Origin of the sequence: Bartonella sp. MR100HLJHH (assembly GCF_042194215.1) — a bacterium.
In the GTDB taxonomy this organism is placed as follows: domain Bacteria; phylum Pseudomonadota; class Alphaproteobacteria; order Rhizobiales; family Rhizobiaceae; genus Bartonella; species Bartonella grahamii.
On record NZ_JBHIMR010000024.1, the window covers coordinates 1,808 to 7,964 of the forward strand.

The following is a 6,157-nucleotide window of genomic DNA, read 5'->3' on the forward strand; positions in this document are numbered from 1 at the left end:
AGGAGTTGATAAACCGTGCCATTGTTTCGTTCAATTTCAAAGATGACAGAACAATCGCTTGAAGGCAATTCAATGGCTGCGCGTATTTGCAAATCAGAGCAGTCCACAAGGTCAAAAGTGCCAAAATCAATGGTTTTTTCTGTTTGTGTGTAGCGGGCTGCCAACACACGAAAGGCTAAAGCCTCATCTTGATGGGCGGTCCAGCTTTGTGCGTTAACTGAAGAAAAGCGTGGTCCCGTTACATAAGGGTGGCTCGAGACGTATCTCTGGTGTTCTGCATCAAAATCCCCAAGCTTTGCCAGTGAGACAGAATGATTACTATCATCTGTCTTAATAACAAAAGCCGTTAAGCGGTCATCCATCACAAGGAGTGGTACATCATAGCGTGCCTCTGCCCACCCTAGCTTTGCGCCCTTCATGGAATAAAAGCTTTGTGCTTGAATATCGGCGGTCGGATAACCGTTTTCTGTGGTGACCAAATCAATCACCAGATCATGGTTTTGATTACCGATTTTGCAAAGATGAAAGTCAATACCGGTGATTTGCCGTGTTTCATCGGGGGTAAAAACTTGCGCTTGTGGGTCTACTTGCGTCCATATCTTCACCGTTGTGGTGCGCCGCATGACTTTCACATCAATCACACCTTGACCGGTAAAAAGCCCCGTTGCAATTGTTCCACCTTTCCCCCGTGCCACAACATTTTTTGTGCCAGCAGTGATATTTTTAGGAATCTTAAAAGTGCCCTCAATGGCGCCATAAGAATCGGCAAAAAGGGGATAATTCGGCAAGACATTCACACCATCAAAAGTGAGGCTTTCTAATTGTTCCCACTTGCCAAGACCTTCAATTTTGAAGGAAAGGGTAATTTGTCTCAAAAAATCGATTTTCTCTTGGGTTGCACTCACCAAATCATCACTGATTTCTGTTTTACGAATGCTTCTCCCACGGTTCCATCCCATGTTCAGTTGATTGGTCACGCTTGAGAGCCAATCGGTGCGCTGTTCGTGCCAAAAGTCTGTCGCGGGGTCAAGGGTTACTGTACCAGGCAGGGGTGCAAAATTTTGATAGGGGTTGATTTTTTCGCAAGCCGTTGTCAACTCTTGCGCAATGATCACTTCATTTGTCCAGTCAAGGGTAACAGGCGCTTTTAAAGGAGCGGTATAGAATGTTGGGTCAATAGCAAGCTGCAAAATGCCATTGCCTACAGCCCCCGTTTGTTGAAAGCCTCCATCTCTGTAAGAGTCATCTAGAAAGGGATCAGCAAACATACCTTTTTTGGCAACAGGTTCTTTAGAGTCCACATTGCTTTTAATACGCTCTAACTGCATGAGACGGTCAAGCGAAAGCACCCGTTGAAAATAGCGCCACATCTCATCATAGGGGGCAACACGTGTGCCATCATTGACCACAACCGGCGTTTCAAGCCAATTGTTGGTGATCGTTGCAAGGGACAACACATCATCAGGGACACTGGGTGCCATGGGGTGATCTGCCGAGATACCTTTGATGTAAACCACATTGCCCCCTGTGTTGAGACCTATACGGTCAATGCGGGGTAATTTGTAAGTGTAACTGACGATAATATCACCACCTTGCGCCCCACCTGAGACTGTGATTTCCTGCTCTGTTACTTTATCAGCCGTGATTTTTGCGCGGGTGCGGTAAGTCACTTTATAGGTGCTGCCCAGTAAAGGTTCATCTCCTAAGGGAGCCCAATCAATGGTGTCTCCGGTTTTTTTAAAATCTGTGCCTTCTTTAAATTCCTTGTTTCCTTGAACAACTTTAATAAACGCGGTGATGCTTTTATCAGGAACACCATCACGCCCAGCGGCAACGGCACCACGGGTGACGTTAACGGTTTTTTCTTTTGTCAACAAAAGAGACTGAATATCGGCAATAGGAAAATAATAGGGTTTAAAGGTAAAACTTGTTTTCCCTTTTGGAGGCGCAAAAATATGCGTTTCGCTCGGAACAACGCTTGTCGAAAAATCTTGCATCTCTTCATGACGCAAAGCGGCTAAGCGCTTGCGTTTAAAGCCATTGATATTGGCTTCTCCTTCTTGAATACTAAACACTTGGCAACCATTATTTGCTCCCAATGCGCTCACACGGCAGCCACTCACGATATAATGCCCATGGGCTCTGTCATACGTCGCAATAGCTTGCATGGCGGGTTCAAGCAATGAGGGTGATTTTTGATCAATCAGAACACCATCTTGTAAAATATAAACGGGAAAGAAAGTGCCACTTTGCGCATCCTCTTTCAGTGCCCAAACAAGCTTTGCTGTTTCGCGTGCGGCGCCTACTTCTCCTTCTGCCAAGGTGCCAGGGACTTGCCCCAAGAGCTCCGGATCATCTTCGTGTGTTATCCATTTTTTTTGCAGCTTCACACCAATTTCCAAGCGTCCAATCATGGAAACATTGTTGAGTACAGCGGGTGCTACGGGGAAAATATCGCCTGCGATATAAATTTTGCCATCCGTTAAAGTGACAGTCCTTGTCTCTTTGTTGACAAAAGCATCAGCCCGTTCAACGCGGTCTCCTTCTTGTGCCACAAGGCGCCCCAAACGGTCATGCCGTCCCCTTATAATGGTTTGAACTTCATTCAGTTCACCACTTTGAATAAACGGACGCGTGCCGTAAAAGACAACGCTTTGTTGTTCCTCTTTGCCGCGAGATCTGTCAATTGCAAACGGTAGACCACTTTCATGCTTCATATTAAAACCTCAATAAAATCTTGAATTGTTCGCGAACATCGGCACGCAAAGGAATATTAATTGGCGTTTTGAGTATCTCGACACCGCCATTGAGTTCATCAGGCTCCAACCAAAGTTTGCCAAGGGGGATATCTTGTTTGGGGGTGGCATGAACGAGAACAGAAACAAATGCTGCTTGTTTGCCGTCAACATCGCGAAAGTCTGTGCGGGCTGCAACAAGAAGCGCCGTGCCCCTCGGGGAGGGCTGATAGTGATTGCCTGAATGGCTGTAAACACCCTCTAAAACCTGTTCGACAGGCGCTACAGCATAGCATCTTTGATACCCAATCACGGCATCTTGGCTGTCTCTTAACACGAGATAAAGCGTGCGACCATGAAACCACTCTGCCATCAGCATATCGCGTTCATGTTTTTTGACCGAACACCACGGAAAATTTGCCATGTCCCATGGGTAATCGATTTGGTCCCAGCTTAACTCTTCATCCCCATCATCTATCCAATTACCAATAAGCCTGCCTTCTTCTCTTAAGAGAACGTGCTCTATCTCTGTTGTGCGCCCAAAGGAAAACAAAGTGCCCCCAGCTGTTAAGCTAACACCACTTTCATACTCCAACATGCTGTCATCAAGGCGTGACATATTGCCTTCCATGGCTTGAACATCATAACCATAGGTCCCTCGACGAAAATCAGAGCGCAAACTTTTGGAAAGGTCTGTGATTGCTTCAATGGCTTCAAGGCTTTTCCGTTCAGGCAACTGATCAAAATCAAGTTGAAAGGAATTCCACCATGCCCGCCCCGTCCATGCGGGTTGAAAGCGCGCCGAAATCCCTAGCCATTCAAGCCCCATCTCTATTGCTGCAAGTGAGCCACGTATCCGCTGCCATTGAAGCCCTTGATCAATCAAATCATAGAGGTTTGGAACATAAGGTGTAAGTTCTCCAAGCCCGTATTCTTCAATCAACCACGGCAAGAAGCGGGGAGGGCGTGTGATCAGTTTTGCGCGTGAAATCCCCAAAACAGAACCATCAATATCTTGATGAAAATCGCAAACATCGGCAAGGCGCTTTTCAAATTCTGTCGCGTTTGTGGGAAGGAGGGAACCAACCATTAGCGCGCACGCCCTTTGAAGTTTAAGGTGATTTTTCCAATCGATAAAACTTCTTCATCACAAACCGTACTGTCTTGTGTTGGTGTAATGGCAATGACTTTTTGGACACCAGAAATCATTAGTTTTGAAATCCACCACGACAAACTTAATTCACGACCAATGGCTTGTTCTTGTCTCCATGCTGCTCTTAAATTTGTTTCCATTGTTGTAAGAATTTTCAAAGATGTTTCTGGTAACAGCCAAACATCTGCCTCTAAATCCAGCACTTTTTTGACAGCAGCGTGAACAATGATTGTATCATTGGTCATGATGATATTTTTTCTGTGAAGAGCTTCTGAAACTGTTTGTATGAGATCTTCAGATGCCGTTCCTTCTTCATTGTTGCCAAAAAGAGCAACATAAATGGTTGGATCTTTGCCTTTACGGTAAACAATCGCATCCTTAACACGATTATCTGCTGTTAAGGCTATAAGCTTGTAATAGGGCTCTGTCCCGCTACCATTGCCACCACGGGCATGAAGCTCTATGCGTTCACGATATCTCTCGTCACTTTCACCATCCATGCGGGCAAGACCATGCCAGTTTCCCAAAGCATCAAGAGATTCACCGCTTGCAAAATCAAGAATGTTGTTGCGTGCCGCTTCGTTAATACGCTGTCTTAAAAGCAGTTCTCGATAGCTAAAAGCCTCAATGACTTTTACGGCCGGATCACTTTCAAGAATGGTATATTCAGGCAAAAGCTCTTTTAAATGGGCAAGAGCAGCAGCGCGTATTTCCTCAAAAGAAAGTTCTGTGATGATTTCCGGTTTTGCAAGTACTCCATTCATTTTATCAATAATCCTTCCATGGTAATGGGCTTGCCGGATGGCAAATAAATGCCTTCAAAGGACAAAGAAACTTGTCCAGCCTCACTCCATTTAAAATCAATTTTTTTCAATTTAAAACGCGGTTCCCACTTGTCTAAAGCCTCAGCAACAGCAGCATAAAGAGCAACAGCAAAAGCATTATTCACTGGAGCATCAATGAGTTCTGCAACATGTGAACCATAATCACGCCGCATTACACGCGAACCAATCCGCGTTGACAAAATATCAAGGATTGATTGGCGTAAATGATCAATGCCGGTCAATGACTTTCCCGTTGTACGGTCCATTCCACTGTTCAATTGGGACCTCCTGTCATAGAACCACCAGGGGAAACACCACCATGAACATGTGTTGCTCCTACATTGGTGTCGTTATGCTTTAGTCCACTTGAATGAATGGAAACATTATTTCCAGAATGAAGAGAGATACTATCATTCGAATTCAGAGAAACGCCACCACCTGCCTTCAAAGAGATGCCGCCCTTTGCGTTTAAATTTATATCGCTTTCTGAAACAATCTTTATGCCTTCCGGTGCGGTAAGCTCTAGCTTGCCACCATCACCTTTTAGTGACACACCATCAGCAATCGTCAGGATAAATTTCCCCCCTGATTTGATATGAATTCCATAAGTGTTTTGTTCATCATCATATTCAAGGCGGGTTCCATCAGGGTATATCGTTCGGTGAATGCTGCCTTTATCGGCTGCTTGATTAGCATCGGTGTGAAGTGAACCAACAATCACCCCTTGTGATAAATCCCCTGATGACGAGATAACAACTACTTGCTCTCCAACATCGCGCCCTTCATAGGAGCGTGTTTTACCGGCGCGGGCTTGTGTGTCTGGAATCCAGTCACTGATGAGATTGCCACTTTTTACCCGATAGCGTGCGTTTTTATGGTCGACATGGCTAATCTTCCCCACCACAACCATATTGGCCACACGTCTTTTTAGATCGGTGATTTCTTTATCGCGCCGCTCTAACATGTCCACCTTCAATTTTATGGTATTTATCTTTATTTCTCACGCCTGTTTCTGGTTCAAAGCTTAAGAAAGGTTCAACGAGTCTTGCTGTTACACTGCCTTCTTCTTCATCCATGTTGGGGATATTTGTCACATAAATGACTTCAAAGGTTAAAATTGCACCATGGAGCGCTAGGGCGCCATTATCGCCAAAGGCAAAAGCAATATTTTGTAGGCGGCATGTCTCAACTGTGTTGTTGAGATTGGGATTAGCGTAGAAAACCTCCTCAACTTCCCATGCTAGTTGGTCTACAAAACGTGCTCCATCTTCACATGTCGCATAACATTCAACATCTAGCGTTAAAACACGCCGCCTTATTCCATAATCATAGCCATCTTCAATCGTTTCACTTTGTGTTGAGATATTAATTGCAGGCGTGTTCTCAGGGGAAAAGTTGAAATCACGCATATTGAAAATATTGTCACCAGCTGCCGTCTTTGCTGC

General features: G+C 45.0%; 6 protein-coding genes. All 6 read right to left on the bottom strand.

The annotated features are described in order from the left end of the window. On the bottom strand, positions 1 to 2,717 hold a 2,717-nt coding region (locus tag ACFIJ7_RS08520), incomplete at its 3' end, for a DUF4815 domain-containing protein (protein ID WP_375645067.1). Between the two features lies 1 nt (position 2,718). Continuing rightward, positions 2,719 to 3,825, bottom strand: coding sequence for a phage tail protein (locus ACFIJ7_RS08525; RefSeq protein WP_375645062.1), 1,107 nt, complete (start codon positions 3,823 to 3,825; stop codon positions 2,719 to 2,721). Continuing rightward, positions 3,825 to 4,652: a baseplate J/gp47 family protein gene (locus ACFIJ7_RS08530; RefSeq protein ID WP_375645063.1), complete on the bottom strand. Its 828-nt coding sequence runs from the start codon at positions 4,650 to 4,652 to the stop codon at positions 3,825 to 3,827. The genes ACFIJ7_RS08525 and ACFIJ7_RS08530 overlap by 1 nt, the downstream gene beginning before the upstream one ends. After that, positions 4,649 to 4,990 carry a GPW/gp25 family protein gene (locus ACFIJ7_RS08535; RefSeq protein WP_375645064.1) on the bottom strand — a complete coding sequence of 114 codons (342 nt, stop codon included), beginning with the start codon at positions 4,988 to 4,990 and terminating at the stop codon, positions 4,649 to 4,651. The genes ACFIJ7_RS08530 and ACFIJ7_RS08535 overlap by 4 nt, the downstream gene beginning before the upstream one ends. Continuing rightward, entirely contained in the window at positions 4,987 to 5,676 is a 690-nt protein-coding gene (locus tag ACFIJ7_RS08540; RefSeq protein WP_375645065.1) for a phage baseplate assembly protein V, read from the bottom strand. The genes ACFIJ7_RS08535 and ACFIJ7_RS08540 overlap by 4 nt, the downstream gene beginning before the upstream one ends. Continuing rightward, positions 5,657 to 6,157 (bottom strand): hypothetical protein (locus ACFIJ7_RS08545; RefSeq protein ID WP_375645066.1); only part of this gene is annotated, 501 nt, incomplete at its 5' end. The genes ACFIJ7_RS08540 and ACFIJ7_RS08545, both read right to left, overlap by 20 nt.